Genomic DNA, 22,658 nt, shown 5'->3' with positions numbered 1-22,658 from the left:
CATGGAATAAAGATCCCGGGAGCACGGGCGACACACCCGTTCCCCCGGGGATACGTCATTTCAATACCCAAAAAAACCGGGTTTGTCCTGCGCACTGCGCCCTGTGCCCTGCGCACTTTTTTTTATATTCCCATGATGTTGTAGCCTGAATCCACGTGGATGATCTCGCCCGTGGTCCCGGTAGAAAGGTCCGAGGCCAGATAGAGGGCCGCCTTGCCGACGTCTTCCTGCGTTACGTTGCGGTGCAGGGGAGCCCGCTCCTCAATCGTGTGCAGAATGGTCTTGAATCCCGAAATCCCGGAGGAGGCAAGCGTTTTGATAGGACCGGCGCTCAACCCGTTGATCCGGATACCCTTTTCTCCAAGATCCGCAGCCAGGTAGCGGACACAGGCCTCAAGAGATGCCTTGGCCACACCCATGACGTTGTAGTTGGTGATGACCTTTTCCGAGCCATAGTACGTCATGGCCATGACCGAACTGCCGGGCTTCATCATTGGCTCAAAGGCCTTGCACATGCTGACCAGGGAATAGGAGGAGATGTTCAGGGCCAGGAGAAAGCCTTCTCTGGATGTGTCGATGAATCTGCCCTTGAGGTCGTCCCGATTGGCAAAGGCCACCGAGTGGACCAGGATGTCGATCTCGTCCCAGTTTTCTTTGACGGTTTCAGCGCATTGGACAACGTCCTCGTCGCTGGTCACATCGCATTGGACCATGAATTCCGCACCGAGTTCCTCGGCTATGGGATCAATGCGTTTTTTGATGGCTTCTCCTGCATAGCTGAAGGCCAGCTTGGCCCCCTGCTCTTTCAGCTGGGATGCTATTCCGTAGGCAATGCTTCGCTCATTGGCGATTCCAAAGATAAGGGCTTTTTTTCCTTGTAAAAGCATAGTCATTCCTCGTGAATTCGAATGGTGGGTTGAGTGCGTGCTCAGTCCTTGGTGCCGAGAAAACCCGGGGAAGGTGTGTCATCCCCGGATTGCGTGGTTCCGTCGGGTTGGAGGCTGGTACGTTAAAAACAAGTTTCAACACGCTTAGTTCGTAAGGTCAAGATCTTGTCCAGTCAGCAGACGGAAGGCTTCAAGATATTTCTCCCGGGTTCTGGCGATAACATCATCCGGCAGTGTCGGCGGCGGAGGTGTCTTGTCCCATCCGGTTCCAGAGAGCCAATCCCTGAGATACTGCTTGTCGAAACTGGGCTGTCCCTTGCCGGGTTCATACCCCTGAACCGGCCAGAACCGGGAGGAGTCGGGGGTCAGAACCTCGTCGATGAGCAACAATTCCTTGCCCTGCAGACCGAATTCGAACTTGGTGTCCGCAATGATGATGTCCCGCTCGCGGGCATAGGATGATGCCTGTTCGTAGATGGACAAGGCAACCTCCTCGACTTTTTTGACCAATCCTTCACCGGCCAGTTCCCTGGCCTTGCCCATGTTGATGTTTTCATCGTGTTCGCCAAGCTCAGCTTTGGTCGACGGAGTGAACAAGGGCGAGGGAAGCTGCTGGGATTCTTTAAGATCAGCTGGAAGTTCGTATCCGCAGACCTTGCCGGATTGCAGATAATCCTTCCATCCCGAGCCGGTGATGTAGCCGCGGACAATGCATTCAATGGGCAGGGGTTTGGCCTTTTTGACCAGTACGGCCCGTCCTTCGAGCTGGTCGGCATAGGCTGCCAGAGGGGCGGGAAAGTCCTTCACCTCGGTTGCCAGGATGTGATTGGCAATGATCTTTTTGAATTTTTCCATCCAGAAGATGGTGATCTGGTTGAGGATAACCCCCTTGAAGGGGATAGGTTCCTTCATGATCACGTCAAAGGCGCTCATGCGGTCGGTGGTCACGATGAGCAGGGTGGCGTCGTCGATTTCATAGATATCCCGCACCTTGCCGCGGGAGATCAGGGGATATTCCTTGATGTGGGTCTGGGTAACGATCTGCATGGGGACCTCGGGGGGAAGAGGTTTTAAGTTTTAGGTTTTACGTTGCAGGGAAAGGCAGGATGATGGATAGCGGGTAAGGGATGGTTGGAAATGTGTCGGGTCTTGAGAAAATGGTGTCAGTTTTCGTGCAGCATTTTTGTCCTTTGCTGTCATCCCTGATCAATTCCGTAATGGCGGGGTTGTTGTCACGGACCTCCGACCTCAAACCTCCGGCTTCCAATCTCGTTCTCCCGTCTCCTGCCTCCCGTCTCCGTTCTTTTATTCGTTTTTTTTCATTCTTCGTTCCATACTCCTCGCATGGGCTTCGAGCTGTTCCATGCGGGCGAGGCGGGCGATTTTTTCGCCGTGTTCCCGGATATAGCTGTCGCTGGCAGCGATGATACTCGTTTTTTTGCAAAAGGTTTCCACGGAAAGGGCCGAGGAGAAACGTGCCGTGGACAGGGTGGGCAGTACATGGTTGGGCCCGGCAAAATAGTCGCCAACAGGCTCCGGGGTGTGATGACCCATGAATACTGCACCTGCATTGCGGACCTTGCCGATCAGTGACCAGGGATCGCTGACGCAGAGCTCGAAATGTTCCGGGGCGATTTTGTTGACCAGATCCAGGCCCGTGTCCATGTCCGGAACCTGGATGCACCCGCTCCATTCCTTCAGGCAGGCGGCTGCGATCTCGTGACGCGGCAGCTGGATTACCTGACGGGACAAGGCCTCTCTGGTTTTTTCCAGAACCGTTCTGTCCGTGGAGATGAGCAGGGCCGAGGCCAGGGGATCGTGTTCCGCCTGGGAGAGCAGATCGGCTGCCAGCCATTCCGGATTGGCGGTTGTATCGGCCAGGATAGCGATCTCGCTCGGCCCGGCGATCATGTCGATGCCCACCTCGCCAACCAGGATCCGTTTGGCCGTGGTCACGAAGATGTTGCCCGGTCCGGCAATCACATCCACGGGAGGAATGGTCTCGGTTCCATAGGCCAGGGCGGCTATGGCCCAGGCGCTCCCGGCGCGGAAGACGGCGGTGATCCCCAGAATGTCGGCAGCTGCCAGGAGGGACGGGTTCAAAGAACCGTCCTTGCGCGGCGGTGAAACGACCACGATCTCTTTGACTCCTGCCACCTGCGCGGGAATGGCGTTCATGAGCAGGCTGGAGATGAGGGGGGTTTCTCCGCCCTGACCTCCGGGGACATAGAGTCCGGCACGATCCACGGCAGAAACCATCTGCCCGAGAATGGTTCCGTTTTCCTGGGTGACCATCCATGACTTCTGTTTCTGGTTCTCGTGAAAAGAGCGGATATTGTCCGCTGCCTCCTGGATGATGGCCCGGTCGTGTTCAGCCACCTGGGCGCATCCGTCTGCCATCTCCTGACGAGTGAGTGCGATGGCTGACGGGGTGAAATCGGGACAGTCGAACCGGGATGTATATTCGGCCAGGGCCATGTCACCGCGGGTCCTGATCGCCTCGAGGATGTCGAGGACCGGTTTTTCTACGGATTGTTTGGGTCCCTTGCGGCCCGCAAGCCATTCGTGGATGGCCGGCCAATCGGATGCGTCGGTATAGGTGATCTCGCGGCAGGGCATGGAAGCTCCTTAAGGGTCGATGGGATCATGGAGAAGGGGAACAGGCAGAAGATGATTCCCGGCAACGGAAACAAAAAAAATAAGCGGGGCGGCCAGGGATGTCAATGCGGAGGGGTGGGCGCGTTTGAAATCACATGGTTGGCTCACCCCGTTTCGGGCGGCTTGTAACTCCTTCGCCGGCCTCGTACCATCAAACCGTTGTTTAATAACATGTTGAAATTCTAAAAAAATATCAGACAACGGCTTGATGAACGATGCCTGGCTCGGTCAGACAGTCAATCCGTCCGAAACGGGGTGAGCCAACCATGCGTGCAGATCGGTTCTGACGGGATGTCCTCATGCGGCGACCCGCCGGGGAAGCGGCAGGGAAAGATTCCCTAGTGAATCAGGATCATGATCCAGACGAAGGCGACAAGGACAAGGGCGAGAAAGACGGCCGCTGATCCCAGATCCTTGGCCCGTCCGGCCAGCGGCGTATAGTCGGGACTGACCAGGTCCACAACCGCCTCGACGGCTGAATTGAGAAGCTCGACGATCATGACCAGGACCCAGGAACCGGCCAGAAGGAGTTTTTCAACCCCTCCATCGCCCAGATACAGGCCCAGAGGGATGACTAGAAGGGCAACGACCAGTTCCTGCCTGAAGGCATGTTCGTGGCGCACGGCCGCCTTCAGGCCTTTCCAGGAATAGCGGCAGGCCGCCAGGAGATGGGTCAAAGGATGCGTGTCGGGTTTGGGCATGTGCAGGGTCTCCAGCTGTTTTCAGACGGAAGCCGGATGGTTAGAAAAAGTGGCTTCAGGGCTTCAGAGGTTCAGGTCAGTCGCGCCCCGGTCACTCCAGGCGGTTATGGCCAGGGCCGCGCCATCATGGTCGTTGTCCGGGACCGAGGGAAATCTCTTCACAAGGTCCTCGGGGGCGTTGGCGACCACAAAGGGATGTGGGCTCATCTCCAAGAGATCCAGGTCATTGTAATCGTTTCCAACGGCCATGGTTTGTTCAAGGGAGATACCGAGAAAGGCACAGAGCCATCGGGCGGCATGGGACTTGGAGACGTGGGCCGGGAATATCTCTATCCAGGTGGACTGATGATCAAAGGGAGAGGTTGCCCGGATGACGCTCAGTTCGGGAAGGGCGGCGCGCACAGCGTGTAACGGCTCGAGTCCCCGCCATGGCGGGGTGATGGCCACGAACTGACTGGCACGTTCCCAGATTTCGTCGGCTGCAAAGGGATTTCCCCATGTTCCGAGGGCCTCGATCCGGGTCGTGAAGTCGGGATTGTGCTCCCCTCTGGACTCGTAGGCAAAGCGGTGATTCTCCGGAATGGGATGGTGGAGCATGAAGTCGAGTTCCGCCCGGCGAAGGACATCCAGCGTTTGCGAGATCGCTGTCCGTTCCAGGGCGGCCGTTTTGAGAATCTCCAGGTTGTTCAAGGATACCACACCCGCTCCCGTGGAAAAGATGACATAGTCCGCAGGAAAGTTGTCCCCGGCGACCTCGAGAAAGGAGGCAAGGGACCGGCCTGTGGCAACGACCCTGACGATCCCCTGGGCGGGCAGTTCCCCAAGAACTCCCCTGCTGTGCGCAGAAAGGGTTCGGTCCGAGCGGAACAGGGTCCCGTCCAGATCGGTGAACACGATGCCTTGAGGGGACATGGAGGAAGGAAAGGATCGAGGAATATGCAAAGCCATGGTCTGGCTGTTGAGAGTCGTTGTCATAGCAAGATCCTTACGGTCTGAAGACAAAAAGGTCCAGCACCGGGCCGTCCGGAACAGGGCTGATGTTTTCATGGCTGGTTTGCCGGGCGGGAAAACCGTTCAGACCACCGGTGCCGGATCTTTTTGTCTTTCCAGGATAATCATCCTCCGAACGGACAATCGGGAAAATGACAGGTGGGACAATTGAGACAGAGACCGCCTTCGCCCATGCGGGCCAGATCGTCTCTGGTGATTTCCACCGAGGTGAGCAGTCTGGGCAGGAGACGGTCCAGGCTGGTCCTCTTGAAGAAGAGCGCACAGGCGGGGACCCCCAAAAGCTGCGCCGGGCCGATCTTGCCGATCAGGGTCATGGCCCCCGGCAGAATGGGCATACCGTATACCAGATCCCTGGCACCCGCATCCACCAGACCGTGCCGGGTCACGTCTCCCGGATCAACGGAAAGACCCGCCGTGGTGATGATCAAATCGCATCCTTCGTCCAGCAGGGTCAGGGCACCGTCACGGATAGCCTCTCGCTTGTCCGGAACAAAAATGGTTTTGTGGAGGACGCAATCCAGTTCAGCGAGTTTCGAGCGGATGATTTCCTCGAATCGATCCTCGATGGTGCCGTAAAAGACCTCGTCCCCGGTGATGAGCACCCCGGTCTGGGCCTTGCGCAGAGGCAGAACCTCAAAGACCGGACCAACGTCCAGGGCCCGGCAGGCCTGGTCGAAGAGCTGGCGTTCCAGATACAGGGGGATGGCCCGCGTTCCCGCGATTTCGTCATTTTTTTTGACCCGTGTCCATCCCCTGCGGCTGGCCGCCATGACACCGGGACAGGAGTTGAAGGCGTAGAGCCTCTCTCCCCAGACGCGCAAGAGGCCGTCATGGGCAGCCCGCAGAGTGACCTTGCCCTCGCTCGGCATGCCGTCGGCCACAACTCCGGTCCCGGCCATGGCCCCGGCAAAGGCCCGGGCGCAATCGTTTTCATGGACCCAGTTGTCGCTGATCTCTTTTTCGCTCACATAGACCTGATTGCGTCCCATCTGTTGCAGCCGGCAGAGATCGCCCACGGCGAAGTGTCCACCCATGTGAAAGGCCGGTCCCTTGCTTTTTCCCGGTTCGATGCGGGTCATGTCGTGGACGATGGTGTGACCGTCGGCCTTTTCCGTGGCAATGGTCTGTATTTCCTGGGGCAGGGGATAGAGGATGGTCTCTTCCGGGATCGGGACTGGTCGATCGCTTTGGGGGGCGGATTTGGGTTTCTTCGCGCGGGAAGACTCGTTCGTTTCGGACTCGATCGGGTCCTGGGACAGGGAGTTGAAGGAGTTCATGGGCGATTCTCCATGGTGGATGGTGAGCATGGGCCTGGACGGGCAATCCGATGAGCCCGAACGATCGGGGGCAGGCGTCCGGATCCGAACACGTCATGTTCGTTCGCACGGAAAATCCATACGCAGAGGGTTTGTGCGACAGGGGGGTCGTCGGTTCTTGTCGCATTCATCAGAGATTGCCGTCATTTTTTATGTGTCAAATGACATACTCAAATGACGGGACCTGTCAACGAACACGTCAGTGGGTACGGAGAGATAGAGCTGTAAACCATTGCAAATCGGTCAAGGTCTGGGTCATTCACAGGGAAGATGGGCAAGGTACGGCTCAACGGGGCACATGGATCGGGCAGGAGGTCCCTGTCGGGGGCCCTGCGGATCTGCAAGAGGTTGGGAACGGCGGCTGGAAAAGACCGGCCCCGCATCCCGGGAAAAGGGATGCGGGGCCGGATCGGGGAGGGTTTATGCGAGGCGCTGCTTTGATGTACCATCAAAAAGGTGCATCCGTTCGAGGTCGAAAACCAGAGGGACGGTATCCCCTTCGGTGATGGAGGTCGTTCCCTTGGTTCGGGCCAGAAAGGCGATGTCCTCGATCTTGACATGCAGATAGGTTTCGCTTCCTAGGGGTTCCACGAAATCGACCAGGGCGTTCACCTTGCAGGCATCGGGCAGGTGATCATGGTTGCCGGTGTTCACGCTCAGGTTTTCCGGTCGGATGCCCAGGATGACCTCCTTGCCCCCATGACCGTTGGCGTGCAGGGATTCCGCCTTGGATTCGGGTACGGGGAGGGAGAATTTTTCCTGACAGGAAATGGTTTTTCCGTCGCCTTTCAGGGCACAATGTACAAGATTCATGGGTGGGTTGCCGATGAATCCGGCTACAAAGGTATTACTCGGGTTCTGAAATAAATCCACCGGGCTGCCGACCTGTTCAATGTACCCATCCCGCATGACCACGATCCGGTCGGCCAGGGTCATGGCCTCGACCTGGTCGTGGGTTACATAGACGATGGTGGACTGGACTTTCTGATGCAGTCGTTTGATTTCCGCCCGCATCTGCGTGCGCAGTTTGGCGTCAAGATTGGAAAGGGGTTCGTCGAACAAGAAGACTGCGGGTTTGCGGACAATGGCCCTGCCCATGGCCACGCGCTGGCGCTGGCCGCCGGAAAGCTCAAAGGGTTTTCGCTTGAGCAGTTCGGTCAGTCCGAGGATTTCCGCAGCTTCCTGAACCCGACTTTGAATGACTTCCTTGGGATGCTTCTTGAGTTTGAGACCAAAGGACATGTTGTCGTACACGTTCATATGCGGATACAGGGCATAATTCTGGAAGACCATGGCCACGCTGCGGTCCTTGGGGGCCAGATCGTTGATGATCCGGTCGCCGATGCGCATGGTTCCCGAGGATATGGTCTCCAGCCCGGCGATCATCCGCAGAGTGGTCGATTTGCCGCATCCTGAAGGGCCGACAAAAACGATGAACTCCTTGTCCTTGATCTCCAGATTGATCCCGTGGATCGCTTCCACCTTGCCGTACATCTTGTATACGTCGGAAATGACGACTTCTGCCATTGTTCTCTCTCCCTGCCGGTTCCCTGAAGGGCGTGCATCCCGGATAGGGCTCGGTAAAATGGTTCGGCCGTATCCGGGATGTGTCCGGCGTATCAGCTATAGTTTTTCCAGTTCGCTCTGCAGGATGTTCTTTTCCGTCTGCGTGGCCTTGTAAACGAGTTTGGTCCTCCGGACAATGATATCGTTCAGGGAGACCGCCTTTTCAACATCCTTCATGTAGGCCAGTTCACCCCGGCACAGGCCGGGCAGGATCTCCCGTTCGAAGCCTTTTTCCTCGAGCACGTATCTGGCCACCTCGAGCCATTGCGTGCCATGGCGTTTTTCCCATTGTATGATATGTTCCAGATTCACCCCCCGGTCCTGAAGCCGTTTGGTCCATGCGTGGGCCAATCCCTCGGGAACCGTGCCCGCCCCGAAAATCGGGTCCCGGTCCGTGTGGTGGTTGCGCGGTGCTGCCGGGACCAGATCTCCGGCGATCCGGTCAACGACCTTTTCCCCCAAAGAGCGATAGGTGGTCAGCTTACCCCCGAACACGCCCAGATAGCCGGAACCCAGAGACTGGTGGTCGTCGACAATGGAATATTCCCGGGACATGGTGGTCATATTTGATTCCCCGTGGGAGACCAGGCTGCGGACACCGGAATAGATGTGCAGAACATCGTCCAGAGTCAGTCTGCTCGAGGGGAAATACTGGTTGGTCACATCGATCAGATAGCCGATCTCTTCGTCACTGGGCGGGATGGTGTCGAATTCATCTCCGGAAAACTCGGATTCCGTGGTTCCGATCAGGGTATAGTCGTCCTTCCAGGGAAGAACAAAGACGATCCGGCCGTCTGCCGGCATGACCAAAAAGCCGGTTTGATCGAACATCTTCGGGACCACGAAATGGATACCCCGGACATATCTGAGATCGGGATGTCCTGCCTGGGGGGAGAGTTCCTTGTCCAGTCCCGGAACCCACGGTCCGGCAGCATTGACCAGGTATCTGCACCTGACCAGATGTTCTTTGCCGGATCGACCGTCCTGGAGCTCGAGTTCGTAGTGGGTGCACTTTGCCCGAACATCCCGGGCTGTCATGTAATTATGCACATCTGCCCCATAGATTTCTGCGGTCAAAGCCGTGGCCAGACACAAGCGGGAGTCGTCGGTCTGGGCGTCGGAATACTGGAGCACCGCCGAAAGATTCTCCTGGCGGAGCATGGAGAGTCCCTTCATCTCGTGGGTGGACAAGCGGCTGGAGGGTGCGAGGTTTTTACGCCCTGCAAATATATCGTAGAGCTTGCAGCCTGCCTGAACCATCCAGGCAGGGCGCTTGTCATCCTTGTACACAGGGATGTTGAAGCGCAACGGGTGGACCAGGTGGGGAGCCGTTTCCAGGAGAACCCGCCGTTCCTTGAGGGCCTCACGGACAAGTTTGAAGTCGTAATTTTCAAGGTATCGGATTCCCCCGTGAACCAGTTTGGAACTCTGTCCGGAAGTGGCGTGTCCGAAATCCTTTTTTTCCACCAAAAGGGTGGAATAACCCCGAGAGGCTGCCTCTCGGGCTATCCCGGCCCCGTTGATGCCGCCGCCGATAACAGCGATCTGATACTCATTACGTAACATATGTTTAGTCCATTATTGCGATGTGTTAAGAATGCAATCCCTTGTGGGAAGGCACATTGGATTTCCTGTGCGAGGTTGTTTAAACCACGCATTGTACCACGGGGTTCATAGTGCAAGGATTGAGAAACGACAAGAATAGAAGTTGTCGTGAATAATATCATGAAAAACAAAATGTTATCTATTAAATTCAAGGTCTCTCAATGAAAAAGTGTCTTGACCAAAAATTGTTGGCACCTTACTCTCGCTACGATTTGTATTCAACCAATCCGATACCTTATAATGGAGGTAGAAACGATGCGCGGTAAACACGTTGTTGCGGGGATTTTGGCCGGACTCATGCTTTTTCTCGGAACCAGTGTCATGGCCGAGAAAATCGAAATCAATTGGTGGCACGCCATGCGCAGCGCCCGAGGTGAGGTCTGTCAGAAATTGATCGATGATTTCAACAAATCCCAGGACACGTATGTGGTCATCGGGACCAACAAGGGAAACTACGACGAGGTCCTCAATGCGGGCATCGCAGCCATCAGGGCCCACAAACATCCGCACATTCTCCAGAGTTTCGAGGTCGGCACCCAGACCATGATGCTCTCCGGTGCCATCTATCCCGTGTATCAGCTCATGGAAGAGGCCGGATACACCATCAATTGGGACGACTACCTCCAGGCCGTACTCTCCTATTACATGAACCAGGACGGCAAGCTCATGTCCATGCCGTTCAACTCTTCCACCGCCGTCATGTATTACAACGCGGACATGTTCAAGAAGGCCGGTATTCCTCTGCCTTCCAAATCCGAACCCTTGAGCTGGGATGAGCTCGGTACCATGCTCAAGACCATGATCGACAAAAAGATCGCCCCTGCCGGTCTTGTTGCTGCCTGGCAGTCCTGGACCCAGATCGAAAACTATTGCGCCATGCACAATATTCCCTTTGCCTCCAGGGCCAATGGCTATGAAGGACTGGATTGTGTTCTGGAATTCAATTCTCCCCAGGTTCTCGGTCATGTCACCCGGCTCAAGAATTGGATGAAGGACAATCGGTTCCTCTACGGTGGTCAGAAGTACCAAGGCCCCAAGGCCGAATTCATCGCCCAGAATGCAGCCGTGTACATCGATTCCATCAGCGGGATCGCCAAGCTGCAGCAGGCGGTCAAGGATTTCAAGTGGGACGTGGCCCCTCTTCCTGTTGAATCCTGGATGGAAAAGCCCCAGAACTCAATCATCGGTGGTGCCTCCAACTGGGTCCTGGCCGGTCACTCACCTGAAGAATACAAGGGCGTGGCAGCCTTCCTGGCCTTCTTGGCCCAGCCTGACCAGCAGATCTACTGGCACAAAGAGACCGGGTACTTCCCCATCACCCTGACGGCCTACGAAAAACTCAAGAAGCAGGGCTACTACGATGAGCAGCCCTACCAGGAAGTTGGCGTCAAGCAGCTCAACCGGGCCATCCCGACCAAGAATTCCCGTGGCCTGCGGCTGGGTTACTTTGTCCAGATCAGAAACATCATCAACGAAGAACTTGAAAAGGTCTGGAACGATTCCAAGACTCCCCAGCAGGCTTTGGATGATGCCGTGGCCCGGGGGAACAAGGAACTGCGCTCCTTTGAAAAGATCTACAAGTAAAACCGGTTGTTCATGAATATCCATAGCATACCGCCCCGGATAGCACGGGGCGGTATATCTTTTTCCGCATTACGACCATGAGTCTGCCATGATCAAACGATCCATCTTTTCCAACAAATATTTGCCGTATCTGTTGATCCTCCCCCAATTGCTGGTCACCCTGACCTTTTTTTACTGGCCGGCTTTAAACGGGCTGATCAACTCCATGCTTCTGAGCGATCCTTTTGGCCTGCATGTTACCTTTGTCTGGTTCGACAACTTCATCGCTCTGTTTACCGATCCTCTGTATCTCAGATCCGTCGGAATCACCGCGGTTTTTTCATTGGCCACGGCCGTGACATCCATCTCCCTGGGGCTTTTCATCGCCACCCTGGCCAACCGGGCCTTCAAGGCCAAGGCGGTCATCAGGACCATGCTTATCTGGCCCTATGCCGTGGCCCCGGCGATCTCCGGAATCTTGTGGCTCTTTCTGCTCCATCCCTCGTATGGAGTGGTCGCCCTGGGCATCAAAAAGACCTTCGGGGTGGATTGGAACCCGGTACTCCATGGTTCCGACGCCATGATCATGGTCATCATGGCCAGTGCCTGGAAGGAGATCAGCTATAATTTCGTCTTTTTCATCGCCGGAATGCAGGCCATCCCCACCTCCCTCATCGAGGCGGCAGCCATGGACGGGGCCGGCCCCTTTCGACGATTCTGGAACATTGTCCTGCCCCTGCTTTCGCCGACCCTCTTTTTTCTCATGGTCATGAACATCATCTATGCCTTTTTCGAGACCTTCGGGGTTATTCATACCATGACCCAGGGCGGTCCGGGCGGGTCCACGAACACGCTGGTCTACAAGGTCTATCAGGACGGGTTCATCGGGCTCAACCTCGGATCCTCCTCGGCCCAGTCCGTCGTACTCATGAGTATCATCATTGTCGTCACCTTTCTCCAGTTCAGGTATGTGGAGAAAAAAGTTCAATACACGGGATAGATCATGGTAGAAAAAACCCCTTTTCTCGACGCGATGACCTACGTGTTTCTTGTTCTGGGCATCCTGATCGTCGGTTTTCCGATCATTTACGCGCTCATCGCCGCAACCCTGCCCATTGAAGAGGTCTCCAAGGTCCCCATGCCCCTCATCCCCGGGGATCAATTCCTGACCAACATGAAGGCGGCCTGGATCAAGGGCGATCTGGGAACCCAGCTGACCAACTCGTTTATCATGGCCACGGGGATCACCTTCGGCAAAATTATTGTCTCCCTGTTCGGGGCCTTTTCCATCGTGTATTTTGATTACCGGCTGCGTTCGATCGCCTTTGTTTCGGTATTCTGTACCCTGATGCTTCCGGTGGAGGTCCGTATTCTTCCGACCTATGAAATGGCAGCCAATCTGCTGGGACCCATCCAGGGCCTGGTCAATCTGCTCCATCTGGACGGGCTGATTCACTGGTTTACCACCCATGACATTGAAATCAGCCTGGAATTGAGTCTCTTGGACAGCTATCCCGGACTGATTCTTCCCCTGGTGGCCTCGGCAACCTGTACCTTTCTCTTCAGGCAGTTTTTTCTGACCATTCCCGAGGAACTCTGTGAAGCCGCCAAGATGGATGGAGCCTCGGCCATGACTTTTTTTCGGAAGATCCTGCTCCCTCTGTCCAAGACCAATATCGCCGCCCTGGTGGTCATCGAGTTCGTGTATGGCTGGAACCAGTATCTCTGGCCCCTTCTGATCACCACCAACCCCAAGATGATGACTGCGGTCATCGGTCTGCAGAACATCATCCCCCAGGCCGACGACCTTCCCTTCTGGAACGTGGCCATGGCCGGATCGCTCATCGTCATGCTTCCGCCGGTGCTTGTGGTGCTGCTCATGCAACGCTGGTTCGTGAAGGGACTCGTCGATCCGGAAAAATAGGGGAGAGTGCGCAGGGCAAGTGCGCAGTACGCAGTACACAGTGCGCAGTGCGCAGTGCGCAGGAAAAACGTAGGGAAGTGATAACTTTTTTTCAGGACTCGACTAAACGGCGTGCCGTGGTCGTTGGACCAAGACCCCGAAGGCGGGGGCAAACAAAAAGCCCGCGCTCTACCTGGATTGTCAAAATCCCCGGTTTGGAGATATCCAGACCGGGGATTTTTTATTCTGCAGATCCGAGGGAAGCCCATTCGGAGTCAACTTCAATCCGGCTGCAGGGGCTTGTATTTTTTCGTTTTCTGAAGTCATTTCCCCTGCCCGCTCATGATCTTGCGTTTTTGGGTGAAGGCCCACCAGGGAAGCGGGTCGCCGGTCTCCATGAAGTGGACGACCGCCATGAACACGTCGATCACGCACGGGTCCTGCGATTGACCGGTTGTGGCGCAGAGCTGCTCATACATGGTGAACGCATTTTGTCCGATCAGCTGTTTGGGGTGCTCGATGCCGATGAGCCGAAGATCCGCGGCCATGGCCTTGCCGATATTTGGAAGCTCCTCCAGCCGGGAGACGTTTTCTCTGTCAGGGTGTTGCATCGTCTGTTTCCTTATGCGGCCAGTTTGAGCCCGACGATTCCGGCCACGATCAGGGCGATGCTGATCAGCCGTCCGCTGTTGGCGGGTTCTCCAAAAAGCACGATGCCGAGGATCACCGTGCCGATGGCGCCGATCCCGACCCATACGCTGTAGGCCGTGCCCACGGGCAGCGATCTGATGGCAATCCCCAAGAGCCAGAGACTGACACCCATGGCCAGAACCGTCCACACCGAGGGCCATAGTCTGGTGAATCCGTGGGTGTATTTCAGGCCGATGGCCCATCCTGTTTCAAAAAGTCCCGCTATCACGAGAATCACCCAATCCATATATCCGCTCCTTGACTGGTCAAAGGGTCGTCCCTTGAGCCTGATGGCGTTACGATATCTTTTGATCCCGCAGGGTGCGGCGTCATACTGTCGGGATATGGCATTCAATATCAAATGCCCGGCTGGCCGAGGCCATCCGGGCATTTTGATTATGAAATCTGCGGACCGGCTGCTCTTACAACAAACAGGAATCTGCGATCTGCAGTGCAGCTTCGGGGCCTGTCCACATTGTAGTTGCAGCGAGTCCTTGCAGGTGGCTATTCTTCCCCGCTTCCGGTGATAAATCCCTTGGAGAATCCGCCGGTGCTGGCCGAGGTTCCGGCGATCCGGGCAAGGTAGGTGGAACCGAGATTCTCGATATGGTCGCCCACATCGTCGAAATAATTCAGATGGTCCTGCTCCTCCTCGATGATCTGCTCGAAGAGCTTGGCCGTGATGCTGTCGCCGTTTTCCCGGCAGACCTGGAGAAATTGGTTATAGGCGTCGATGGTGTCGTCTTCCAGCTTGGAGTCATGGGAGAAGATGGTTCCCACTTCCTGCCCGCGGGAGACCTTTTCATTCGAGGAACCCACGGGTTCTCCACCCAGTTCCTTGATCCGTTCGGCAAACATCTCGGCGTGGCGCATCTCGTCGATGGCCACGAGTTTGACGTTTTTGGCCAGCTCGCCATAGTCCATATCGTCCAGCCCGTAGTGCTGGTTCATATACTGGGAGATGGCGTGCAGTTCCATTTCCCGGGCCGTATTCAGGACATCGATCACTTTTTTGCGTTTCTGTTCGCGTGCACTGTCAGCCATAGATTCCTCCATCGTGATTAACGGGTTATTGCTCGAGTTGGAAAATGATAGCAATTTTTGATCGCACATGCCACCTGGAAAGGTGGTTCTCTCTGGGTACATATGCTTGCCTGGCTCGGTGAGACAGTCATACCGCCCAAGCAGGGCAAACCATCCATGCTGTTTCAGACACCTGGATGCGAATGTCTCTTGAGCGGTTTACACAAAGAAAGGTTTTATTTGATCTCCCCCAGGTCCGGCAGGACCCAGGTGGGTTGGTCAGGACAGGTGTCCACATCCTTTTGGGAGGATTCGCCGCTCAAGACGAGGATGCTGTCGATCCCGGCATGTTGGGCCAGGACCATGTCCGTGTACAGTCGATCACCGATCATGATCATCTCGTCCGGGGCGTAGGCATTCAGAAGCCTTTGAAGGACAATGGTGTTGGGTTTGCCAAAGATAATCTCGGGTTTTCTGCCCGTGGCCGCCTCGTACAGAGCGAGGAAGCTGCCGGTATCCGGAAGCGGACCCTCGGGGGAGGGACAGACCTTGTCCGGATGGGTTGCCAGAAAGATGATCCCGGGGTCCTGGAGCAACAGACAGGAGGTGCGCAGCTTGGCGTAGGTCAGTTCGGTATCGTATCCGAGAAGCACCGCCTGACAGCGGGCAGGATCGTCCGTGAACCGGGATTCGGGCAGATGCTCCCGGATATAGGCCTGGAACTCGGTGTTGCCCACGGGATAGACGCTGGTCAGTTTTTCCGTACGCAGGTAATCCACAAGGGGAATCAGGGGCGAGAGGATCTGATCGATGGTCGCGGGAATACCTAGCCCCTGGAGTTTGTCCAGGTAGGTGCGCAGATTTTTTGAGGTGTTGTTGGTCAGAAAGAAGAAATCCCGGGTCTCCCAGTGATCCCGGATGAAGGTGACCGTTCCGGGGATGGGATTGGCGCCCAGATAGACGGTGCCGTCCAGATCAAAGATGAAGCACTGTTTGTGAAGAATGGGATGCACGGAATTATTCCAGGATCTGATAGCTGGAGGCCATGACCGGGCCGTTCAGGCTGGGGAGGACCCGTTCCAGGAGTACGCCCTCACGGGCCGGAAACGCATAGCCAAAGGTGGACCGGATGGCCAGGGAGACGAATTGTACGGCCCGGTCCAGGGCGATGGGCAGGCTGTCCCCCTGGAGCAGGGAGCCGACAATGACGCTGGCGAAGATGTCCCCGGTGCCGGGATAATGGGCCGGAATATAACTGCAATCGACCTTCCAGAGGCGATCGTCCCGGGCATTGTAGGCCAGGACCGAGGAGACGTTTTTGCCCTCGGGCACGGGAATGCTGGTGATGATTACCTTGTTCGGCCCCTTTTCGGCTAACCGTTTGGTCCAGATCTTGAGCTTGTCGAGGCTGATGGAGGGATCAACGGGTTCGTCCAACAGGAAGGCGGCCTCGGTGAAATTGGGAGTGATCACGTCGGCATGCTCCACAAGCCCGCGCATTTTGGGGATCATGGAGGCGTCCATGGTCGAATAGAGTCTGCCGTTGTCGCCGAGTACCGGGTCAACCAGGACAAGCTGATTTTCCTGGGAAAAATCCCGGATGAAGTCCTGGACAATGTCGATCTGTCGAAAGGACCCCAAAAATCCGCTGTACACGGCGTCGAAATGGATGCCGAGTTCCTTCCAATGGGAGATCATGGCCTGCATCTGTTCGGTCAGGTCAATGAACCGGTAGTTCTGGAACCCGCCGGTGTGGGTGGAGAGCACGGCCGTGGGCAACGAACAGGGCTGTACGCCCATGGAGGAGAGAATGGGAATGACCACCGAAAGGGATGTTCGCCCAAATCCGGAAAGGTCATGAATGGCTGCGGCGCGGGGTACGGGATTTTTCATCGAGAAGGGGAGGTTGAAGCGTTAGCTGCCATTGGCGGCCCGAAGCCAGGTTTCCTGTGAGGGCTTACCCGGGGCAAGATCCCTGAGTTTGAGGGGGATCGGAAAGACCGGCAGGGCTCTTCCCTGTCTGAGGGCTCGCCGGCGTCCCTTGCGGGCCAGATGGGCGTAGCGGAGATTTCTGGTCCCCACGGGATCGAGATTGAGGGCAACGGAACCCTGGGGGTTGGTCAGGACGTCGCGGACAATATTTCGGCTCAGAAGAATCATCTGATCCAGATAGGCGGGATCCGTTGCTTTGGGAATGATCTGTCCCATGAATCCGAGGGAAACATTCCAGGATTTCTGGCCCGAGGCGAGAACACTTCCCCTGAAGAGCTGCTTTTTCAGGTAAAAGGAAAAAGGTTTCTTTTCCGTGGCCGCAAGGAGGGATTTGTCGGCACCTTTGTATTTGCGTCGGAAAAGCTCAATGGCCTCGGCCGGATTCCAGGCAACGTGCATGTCTGCCTGCATTTCGATGTATACATGGTTGAACTTGCCGCTTCCCGGGGTCAGGGCGAGCATGTTCGGGACGTAGAAGTTATGGGCCACGGTATCAGCGGCCAGGTGACTCAGATAGCCATAGGCATAGGCCATGAGCCTGTCGGACGGGGCGAGCTCCAGAAGACGCCGGCCCACCGCCCAGTTGTGGCTGTGGGTGGGCGTCACCCGGCAGCCCTTGCCGATAAAGATGTCTGCGCTCAGGCACCCGTAGAGAAAGGATTGGGGATGTTTGGCCAGGATGTCGGCAACAGCTGGAGCGATCAGACCCAGATGGCTCAGGATGTGATTGCCAATGGCCATATGAACCCCGGCACCCCAGGCGTAAGCCGCCGGGGCTGATACCAGCAGGATGAGCGTTCCCAGAAAAAAAATCCGTCCTATCTGTCGCATGATGGGGTTCCTAGAGGTCAAAGGGCGTCAGGCTCTCGCAGCCGTCTTCCGTGATGGCAAAGGTTTGTTCGAATTGAGCTGAAAGGGAACCATCCTTTGTAACCACTGTCCAGTGGTCGTCAAGGGTGCGCACGTGGCGAGCCCCCTGATTGATCATTGGCTCGATGGTGAAGACCATGCCCGGTACGATCTTGACCCCGTACCCTTGTCTGCCGAAATGGGGAACCTCAGGTGCCTCGTGAAAGGAGAAACCCACTCCGTGGCCCACAAGTTCTCGTACGACCGAACATCCCTGGGCTTCGGCATAGGTCTGGATGGCCCAGCCGATATCGCCGATATGGTTGCCGGGCCGGGCCATTTCCATACCGCGTTTCAAAGATTCCCGGGTAATGTCCACAAGCTGCCTGGCCTCGGGAGAGGGGGTGCCGATAAAAAAGGTCTGATTGCAGTCGGCATAATAGCCATTCAGGATGGATGTGATATCCACATCGAGGATGTCTCCGTCCTTGAGAACATAGCTGCCGGGGATTCCGTGGCACACGACATCGTTGACCGAGGTGCACACGCTTTTGGGAAATCCATTGTAGTTCAGGGGAGCCGGGATGGCCCCATGTTTGACCGTGAACTCGTGAACAACCGTATTGATTTCCTCGGTGGTTGTCCCCGGAACCAGAATCTTCCTGACCTCCTCAAAGGTGGCCATGACCAGTTCGCCGCAGGTACGGATTCCGTCGATATCCTTGGGGGATTTGAGCCGGATCTTGTGCTTGCGCAGATAGAGCTCGGCCAGTGATTCCGCCGAGTCGTTCTTCTTGTTCATGCAGCACTGTTTGTATTTGAGGCCGCTCCCGCAGGGACAGGGATCGTTGCGGCCGATTTTCTTGCTGTTTCTTGCCATGAAAACTTCCTTGCAAAAAATGGACGAAGAAGCCCTTGTCGTATGAAAAGGGGCTTGGAGAAAGAGGGGCAACCTGCGTCGTGTCAGGGGATGGGGCGAAGGGGAAGGATCATCGGGCATCGCTGTGACGCGATGACTTTTTGCTACGCTCCTTGGACAATGTCAAATGGTTGGCTGGGTCCGGTTTCGGAAAATGCCCTGCGTATCGTTCAGCATTCGTTTCCGTGGAGCAGTCCAGCCCTGATGCGGCCAAGCCGCAGTTTTAAGTTTTAGGTTTTAGGTTTTAAGTTCAACTGGTTACAGAGTTTTCTGAGTAACATACTAAAAAAATTCACTTTTTTTGGGAGGGGCCTGCGTGCTGCCTGTCGAGTCCTCAACAAGAGTGCTTACTTTTCTTCCCGTCTCTGTCTTTTCTGCGCCCTGCGCCCTGCGCACTTCCCCTATTCCTGCAACGCGATCCCGACATAATGCAAACGGCCCGGGCATATCATGTATGCCCGGGCCGTTTTTCAGCTGATGACAGGAAGCCTACGTGTAATATTCGTCGAACCCGTCGAATCGGGTATGGTGGCGGATATTGATCCCCTTGAAGATAAAGACCACGCTTTCGGCCACATTGGTTGCCAGATCACCGATCCGCTCGATCCGTTTGACGATATTGATGGTATACACGGAGCGCTCAATGGCCGGGGTGTCGCTGATCATCAACTTGATGACCTTTTTGATCGTTGCGTGGTGCAGGGCATCGACCTCGTCGTCCATATTTCTGACCCTGATGGCTGCTTCAGGATCTTCGGCGGTCAGGGATTGAACCGCCAGTTCAAGCATTTCAGACGCCTTGCGGGCCATAAAGGTGATCTCTCCCTGAAAGGGGAGGGCCGGCCTGTTGCTGAGTGTCAGGGAATGTTCGGCAATGTTGACGGCCTCGTCGGCTATGCGTTCGATCTCGATACTGATCCGGATGCACCCGAGCAGAAAGCGGAGATCCTGGGCCACAGGGCATTCCCGGGCCAGAAGTTCGAGACAGGATTTGTCTATTTCCACGTCAAGGGCGTTGATCTCGGCGTCCTTGTCAATGACCTCTTCGGCGAGATCCTGGTCGCGTTCCACATAGGCGGTGATGCTGTTATGCACGGCCCTTTCGGCAAGAGCGACCATTTCGAGAAGTTTTGCCTTCAGGACGTCCAGTTCTTTATGCAGATGCGTCGTTGGTTTCATGATCTACTCGGTGTGTTGAACGGTTGAGAATATGATTACTGGTAAGCGATCAAGCCGCGATCAGAGATTTTCCGCTTCGGCCTGAACAGCATGAGAGCGAAAAGGGGCTGCTGTCGATCCAGGGGTATTTGATCAGCCGAAACGACCGGTTATGTATTCCTCGGTCTGTTTTTGATCGGGCTTGGTAAATATTTTCCCGGTGTTGTTCACCTCGATGAGTTTGCCCATGTAAAAGAATGCGGTTCTATCCGATACCCGAGCCGCCTGCTGCATGTTGTGGGTGACAATGATGATGGTGAACCGCTGTTTGAGTTCATGGATGAGTTCTTCGATCTTTTGTGTGGCAATGGGGTCGAGAGCCGATGCGGGTTCGTCCATGAGCAGGACCTCAGGCTCCACGGCCAGGGCCCGGGCTATGCACAGCCGCTGTTGCTGACCACCCGAGAGTCCCAGGGCACTTTCATGGATGCGGTCCTTGACCTCCTCGAACAGGGCGGCCAGCTTGAGGCTTTCCTCGACCCGTTCGGCGATGAATTCCCTGTCCTTGATCATGTTGACACGCAGTCCATAGGCCACGTTTTCGAAAATGGTCTTGGGAAAGGGGTTGGGTTTCTGGAAAACCATGCCCACGCGGCGTCTCAAGGTGACTACATCGAGATTGCTGGCATAGATGTCCTCGCCGTCCAGGGTTATCCTGCCCTTCACCCGGGTTCCGGGGATCAGGTCGTTCATGCGGTTGATGCATCGTAAAAACGTGCTCTTGCCGCATCCGGACGGCCCGATCAGGGCAGTGACCTCGTTTTCATAGAATTCGAGATCAATGGCGTGGAGGGCGTGGAAGTCACCGTAAAAAAAGTCCAGGTTTTCTGAAGTGCATTTGACAAGAGGCTGCATACCGTTACTTCACCTTTGATGTTGAAGGTAGATGGAGGGTCGTGGCACGAGAGTGTTGGATGATGCTCAAAGCCACCTGAATGTCTAGACTTTCCTGAGGGTAAAGGAGAATCGTGATCCGGATCCATGGTCTGTTGGACTGGTCACCCATATCCTGCCCCCATGCTGGAGAATGATGTGCTTGCAGATGGCCAGACCGAGACCGGTCCCGGCTATCTTGCTGTTCCGATCCTTTTCCACTCGGTAGAACCGTTCGAAAATCCGTTCCCGGTCCTGTGCGGGGATGCCGGGACCGTTGTCTTCCACCTCGAAGAGACACTCCTCGCCGCTGTCCGTGATCCGCACCATGATGGAGCCGGTTTGTTCGGGAGCGTACTTGACAGCATTCTCGAGGAGGTTCTTGAAAACCTGTTCCAGATGGGCGGGGTTGGCCAGGACTGTGCATTCTTCGGTGAGAAGGTCTTCCTCGAGGGTGATCTGTTTGGGCTCGATCATATGGGCGATGCTTTTTTTGGCCATGGCCAAAGCCGCTTTTGCCTGGACCGGCTGGCTCGAAATCTCGCTTGTTCCGGCGTTGCTTTCCAGCCGGGCCAGATTGAGGAGGTCGTTTAAAATCTTGGCCATGGCGTCGGTGTGTTTGAGGATGATTTTCAAAAATTCCGAAACATTCTCACCCCGGCATGCGTCCATGGACATCAAGGTCTCGGCATATCCCTTGATGGATGTCAGCGGGGTCCGTAATTCGTGGGACACATTGGCCACAAAATCCTTGCGAATCATTTCAAGGCGTTTGATTTCGGTAATGTTGTGAAGGACAACGATGGCCTTGATGTCTTCCTTGCCCGTGGGAACGATGTTGACGTCGTAGTATTTGTCGTCATTGGTTTTGAGCTGTAGGGAAACCGTTTTCTGATGTTGTTCTTCACCCTGGATGACGCTCTGGCAGGTGGTTTCGAGTTCGGGAATGCGGATGGCCTCGATGGGGCGATGGCCTCGTTTGTCCACGATGTCGGGAAAGATGGACTCCATACTTTGATTCCATTCAAGAATGTTGCCCTCGCCATCCAGGGTGACCACCCCCTCCTTCATGCCGTTTAGGATGGCCTCGAGTTCCCTTTTCTGGGAGGTGATGATCCCGATATTGGTCTGGATTTTTTCAGCCATGTGGTTGATGGCCTTGAGCAAGGGGGTAAATTCCTTGCTCGGAGCCACCCGAACCCGTTTGGCGTATTCGCCCTCTCCAATGGAAACCGCCACGGAGACCAAATGGGTGATGGAGTGGGTCAATTGTCTGGCAAACAGGGAGGTCAAGGCGGCAAAAATGAGCATGGTCAGGGCCAGGATGCCGAGGAAGTGTCCGGTCATCCCGTCGAGAAGTTCCTGCATCTCGGAATAGGGCAGGGAAATGCGGACGATACCCGGACCGATTCCGGGAAGGGTCTGCTTCTGGGCCATATAGATGAGGTCATGACCGATGGTGCTGCTGAAACGGACACTGATGCCCACCGGTTTGGTCTGGGCCTCGACAATTTCCGGGCGCGATGCATGGTTGTCCAGGCTCAGGATATGATCCCGGTCGACATCGGAGTCAGCGACCACGTGGCCGCTGATGTCCACGACAGTGATTCGGACCCCGACATGTTCTCCAATCTCTTGGACCCGGCGGGTCAGGGAGGAGGGTGAATAGGGACCATCCGTGTCTTCCAAGAGCCAGGAAACCGTTTGCAGCTGTCTGCCGGCTGTTGTCATGACATCCTGTCTGATGGTCGAGACCATCTTGTGTCGGTAGATCAGGGACGGAATGATCAAGGCACAGACGAGAATGGCCACAAAGACGAATAAAATTTTAGTCTTGAACGAAAAGTTTTGCATGCTGTCTACCTAATGCGGTCAAGCCGCAGT

Annotated in this window: 22 protein-coding genes; 3 read left to right on the top strand and 19 right to left on the bottom strand. The window is 55.7% G+C overall.

What is annotated here, in order from left to right; all coding sequences use genetic code 11:
* Nucleotides 1–122: 122 nt before the first annotated feature.
* From ACTVJH_RS09035 to glpD, 9 genes are all read right to left on the bottom strand, one after another.
* Nucleotides 123–887 carry an enoyl-ACP reductase FabI gene (locus ACTVJH_RS09035; protein WP_455989580.1) on the bottom strand — a complete coding sequence of 255 codons (765 nt, stop codon included), beginning with the start codon at nucleotides 885–887 and terminating at the stop codon, nucleotides 123–125.
* A gap of 144 nt (nucleotides 888–1,031) precedes the next feature.
* Nucleotides 1,032–1,934, bottom strand: coding sequence for a phosphoribosylaminoimidazolesuccinocarboxamide synthase (locus ACTVJH_RS09030; RefSeq protein ID WP_455989578.1), 903 nt, complete (start codon nucleotides 1,932–1,934; stop codon nucleotides 1,032–1,034).
* A 258-nt stretch (nucleotides 1,935–2,192) separates the two neighbouring features.
* Nucleotides 2,193–3,506, bottom strand: coding sequence for a histidinol dehydrogenase (hisD, locus tag ACTVJH_RS09025; RefSeq protein WP_455989576.1), 1,314 nt, complete (start codon nucleotides 3,504–3,506; stop codon nucleotides 2,193–2,195).
* A gap of 9 nt (nucleotides 3,507–3,515) precedes the next feature.
* Nucleotides 3,516–3,653 (bottom strand): hypothetical protein, encoded by a 138-nt coding sequence (locus ACTVJH_RS09020; RefSeq protein WP_455989574.1) that lies wholly within the window; start codon nucleotides 3,651–3,653, stop codon nucleotides 3,516–3,518.
* Between the two features lie 230 nt (nucleotides 3,654–3,883).
* Entirely contained in the window at nucleotides 3,884–4,246 is a 363-nt protein-coding gene (locus tag ACTVJH_RS09015; protein WP_455989572.1) for a diacylglycerol kinase, read from the bottom strand.
* A gap of 63 nt (nucleotides 4,247–4,309) precedes the next feature.
* Nucleotides 4,310–5,221 (bottom strand): HAD family hydrolase, encoded by a 912-nt coding sequence (locus tag ACTVJH_RS09010; protein ID WP_455989570.1) that lies wholly within the window; start codon nucleotides 5,219–5,221, stop codon nucleotides 4,310–4,312.
* A 140-nt stretch (nucleotides 5,222–5,361) separates the two neighbouring features.
* Nucleotides 5,362–6,534 (bottom strand): molybdopterin-binding protein, encoded by a 1,173-nt coding sequence (locus ACTVJH_RS09005; protein ID WP_455989568.1) that lies wholly within the window; start codon nucleotides 6,532–6,534, stop codon nucleotides 5,362–5,364.
* Nucleotides 6,535–6,993: 459 nt separating this feature from the next.
* Nucleotides 6,994–8,100 (bottom strand): ABC transporter ATP-binding protein, encoded by a 1,107-nt coding sequence (locus ACTVJH_RS09000; RefSeq protein ID WP_455989566.1) that lies wholly within the window; start codon nucleotides 8,098–8,100, stop codon nucleotides 6,994–6,996.
* Between the two features lie 96 nt (nucleotides 8,101–8,196).
* Nucleotides 8,197–9,705 (bottom strand): glycerol-3-phosphate dehydrogenase, encoded by a 1,509-nt coding sequence (gene glpD / locus ACTVJH_RS08995; RefSeq protein WP_455989564.1) that lies wholly within the window; start codon nucleotides 9,703–9,705, stop codon nucleotides 8,197–8,199.
* 294 nt (nucleotides 9,706–9,999) lie between these two features.
* On the opposite strand from glpD, the gene ugpB reads away from it, so the two are divergent.
* From ugpB to ACTVJH_RS08980, 3 genes are all read left to right on the top strand, one after another.
* Nucleotides 10,000–11,328: a sn-glycerol-3-phosphate ABC transporter substrate-binding protein UgpB gene (gene ugpB / locus ACTVJH_RS08990; protein ID WP_455989562.1), complete on the top strand. Its 1,329-nt coding sequence runs from the start codon at nucleotides 10,000–10,002 to the stop codon at nucleotides 11,326–11,328.
* 88 nt (nucleotides 11,329–11,416) lie between these two features.
* On the top strand, nucleotides 11,417–12,307 hold the full coding sequence (gene ugpA / locus ACTVJH_RS08985; RefSeq protein ID WP_455989560.1) for a sn-glycerol-3-phosphate ABC transporter permease UgpA: 891 nt from the start codon (nucleotides 11,417–11,419) through the stop codon (nucleotides 12,305–12,307).
* 3 nt (nucleotides 12,308–12,310) lie between these two features.
* Nucleotides 12,311–13,231 carry an ABC transporter permease subunit gene (locus tag ACTVJH_RS08980; protein WP_455989558.1) on the top strand — a complete coding sequence of 307 codons (921 nt, stop codon included), beginning with the start codon at nucleotides 12,311–12,313 and terminating at the stop codon, nucleotides 13,229–13,231.
* Between the two features lie 302 nt (nucleotides 13,232–13,533).
* Here ACTVJH_RS08980 and ACTVJH_RS08975 read toward each other — a convergent pair whose 3' ends face one another.
* The 10 genes from ACTVJH_RS08975 to ACTVJH_RS08930 all read right to left on the bottom strand — a co-directional run bounded on the left by ACTVJH_RS08975 (nucleotide 13,534) and on the right by ACTVJH_RS08930 (nucleotide 22,628).
* Nucleotides 13,534–13,821 carry a helix-hairpin-helix domain-containing protein gene (locus tag ACTVJH_RS08975; protein ID WP_455989556.1) on the bottom strand — a complete coding sequence of 96 codons (288 nt, stop codon included), beginning with the start codon at nucleotides 13,819–13,821 and terminating at the stop codon, nucleotides 13,534–13,536.
* Nucleotides 13,822–13,832: 11 nt separating this feature from the next.
* On the bottom strand, nucleotides 13,833–14,147 hold the full coding sequence (sugE, locus tag ACTVJH_RS08970; RefSeq protein ID WP_455989554.1) for a quaternary ammonium compound efflux SMR transporter SugE: 315 nt from the start codon (nucleotides 14,145–14,147) through the stop codon (nucleotides 13,833–13,835).
* 257 nt (nucleotides 14,148–14,404) lie between these two features.
* Entirely contained in the window at nucleotides 14,405–14,944 is a 540-nt protein-coding gene (locus tag ACTVJH_RS08965; RefSeq protein WP_455989552.1) for a bacterioferritin, read from the bottom strand.
* Nucleotides 14,945–15,159: 215 nt separating this feature from the next.
* On the bottom strand, nucleotides 15,160–15,927 hold the full coding sequence (locus ACTVJH_RS08960) for an HAD-IIA family hydrolase (protein WP_455989646.1): 768 nt from the start codon (nucleotides 15,925–15,927) through the stop codon (nucleotides 15,160–15,162).
* A 13-nt stretch (nucleotides 15,928–15,940) separates the two neighbouring features.
* The gene (locus tag ACTVJH_RS08955; protein ID WP_455989550.1) at nucleotides 15,941–16,816 is read right to left on the bottom strand and encodes a pyridoxamine kinase; all 876 of its coding nucleotides are present in this window, start codon (nucleotides 16,814–16,816) and stop codon (nucleotides 15,941–15,943) included.
* Between the two features lie 21 nt (nucleotides 16,817–16,837).
* The gene (locus tag ACTVJH_RS08950; RefSeq protein WP_455989548.1) at nucleotides 16,838–17,746 is read right to left on the bottom strand and encodes a zinc dependent phospholipase C family protein; all 909 of its coding nucleotides are present in this window, start codon (nucleotides 17,744–17,746) and stop codon (nucleotides 16,838–16,840) included.
* A 10-nt stretch (nucleotides 17,747–17,756) separates the two neighbouring features.
* A complete protein-coding gene (map, locus tag ACTVJH_RS08945) occupies nucleotides 17,757–18,644 on the bottom strand; it encodes a type I methionyl aminopeptidase (protein WP_455989546.1) in 888 nt (295 codons plus the stop codon).
* A 528-nt stretch (nucleotides 18,645–19,172) separates the two neighbouring features.
* Nucleotides 19,173–19,862 (bottom strand): phosphate signaling complex protein PhoU, encoded by a 690-nt coding sequence (gene phoU, locus ACTVJH_RS08940; RefSeq protein WP_455989544.1) that lies wholly within the window; start codon nucleotides 19,860–19,862, stop codon nucleotides 19,173–19,175.
* A gap of 132 nt (nucleotides 19,863–19,994) precedes the next feature.
* Nucleotides 19,995–20,756 carry a phosphate ABC transporter ATP-binding protein PstB gene (pstB, locus tag ACTVJH_RS08935; protein ID WP_455989542.1) on the bottom strand — a complete coding sequence of 254 codons (762 nt, stop codon included), beginning with the start codon at nucleotides 20,754–20,756 and terminating at the stop codon, nucleotides 19,995–19,997.
* Between the two features lie 84 nt (nucleotides 20,757–20,840).
* The gene (locus ACTVJH_RS08930) at nucleotides 20,841–22,628 is read right to left on the bottom strand and encodes a HAMP domain-containing sensor histidine kinase (protein ID WP_455989540.1); all 1,788 of its coding nucleotides are present in this window, start codon (nucleotides 22,626–22,628) and stop codon (nucleotides 20,841–20,843) included.
* Nucleotides 22,629–22,658 lie beyond the last annotated feature (30 nt).

The sequence above is a fragment of the Desulfoplanes sp. PS50 genome (assembly GCF_053851535.1).
This window is presented reverse-complemented; position numbering and strand designations above follow the sequence as displayed.